General features: G+C 72.5%; 1 protein-coding gene and 1 pseudogene. Both read right to left on the bottom strand.

The window, feature by feature from the left end:
- A pseudogene (locus tag HW577_RS25050) lies at positions 1-240 on the bottom strand (hypothetical protein); the annotation flags it as partial.
- On the bottom strand, positions 237-1,368 hold a 1,132-nt coding region (locus HW577_RS25045; protein ID WP_332837811.1), incomplete at its 5' end, for an AI-2E family transporter. The gene HW577_RS25045 and the pseudogene HW577_RS25050, both read right to left, overlap by 4 nt.

The following is a 1,368-nucleotide window of genomic DNA, read 5'->3' as shown; positions in this document are numbered from 1 at the left end:
GTGCGCCCTTCCGACCCGGCCCGCGACCAGCCGCCAGCCGCGCGCGGCGGCCACCGCCCGGCCGAGATGGGACTTGCCGACGGAGGCCGGGCCATGGATGGCGAGCCGCCCGAGCGGCCAGGTCTCAGGCCGGTCGGCCAGCGCGAGCGCCGCGGCATTCGAGTCATCCTCGAGCAGCTCCGCGCGGCTCGACGACAAGGACAGCGGCAGCGGCAGCGGGAACTGGCGCGCCCCCGTCACGTGCCCGTCCGGGGCGGGTCGAGATAGAGCGGGCTTTCGAGGTAGCGGCGCAGCCAGTAGCGCGCGACGACACCGAGTGCCGCGGCCATCGGCACGGCGAGCAGCACGCCGAGGAAGCCGAAGGCCACGCCGCCGGCGAACAGCGCGAAGATCACCCAGACCGCGTGCAGCTCCACCCTGTCGCCGAGCAGGTAGGGGTAGATCACATAGCCTTCGATCGTCTGGCCGACGACGAAGATGGCGACGATCACCAGCACCTCGTTCCAGCTGCCGAACTGGCCGATGGCGAGCAGCACGGCCACCGCGAAGCCGGTGAGGGACCCGACATAGGGGATGAAGGTCAGGATGCCCGCCATCAGCCCGACCGTCAGGCCCAGCTCGAGCCCGGCCAGCTGCAGCGCGATGGCGTAGAACACCCCCAGCGCCGCGCAGCACAGCAGCTGCCCGCGCAGCCAGGCCGAGAGCACGCGGTCCGTGTCCCGCGCCAATTGCCGCAGCACGGACGCGTTGCGCCGCGGCAGCCAGGATTCGACGCGGGCGAGCATCGCCGCCCAGTCGCGCAGCAGGTAGAAGGCGACCACCGGGACCACGACCAGCAGCGTGAAGACCTGGAACAGCGCGAAGCCGCCGCCGATCAGCCGCGTCGCCGCGGTGCCGAGCCAGGCGAGCATCGAGCCTGCCTGGGTGATGGCGAGTTCGCGCAGCCGCTGGTCCACCATATCCGGACCGAGCGCTTCCTCGAGCCGGATCAGGCCGTCGCGCAGCACCGCGCCGACGCCGGCGATGTAGGTGGGCAGCCGCTGCACCAGGATGCCGAGCTGCGCGAGGACCAGCGGGTAGAACAGCAGGACGGCGAGCAGCCCGACCGTCATCAGCACGAAGATGAGCAGGAAGGCGCCGAGCCCGCGCCTGATGCCGATGCGCGCGAGACGCGTCGCCAGCGGGTCGAGGAAATAGGCGATGACGGCCGCGAGCACGAAGGGCGTCAGGATCCCCTGGAACAGCCAAAGCGAGAACAGCAGCGCGCCGGTCAGGCCCAGCACCAGCGCCATGCGCTGCGCGCGCGTGGCCGTGCGCGGGGCCGAGGGCGGCGGAAAGCGCGCGGGCGCGGGCGCGGGCAGGCCGCCG

Source organism: Neoroseomonas rubea, assembly GCF_016106015.1.
Classification (GTDB): Bacteria; Pseudomonadota; Alphaproteobacteria; order Acetobacterales; family Acetobacteraceae; genus Neoroseomonas; species Neoroseomonas rubea.
The sequence above is the reverse complement of the archived record's forward strand: the minus strand, read 5'-3'. Positions and strand labels throughout refer to the sequence as shown.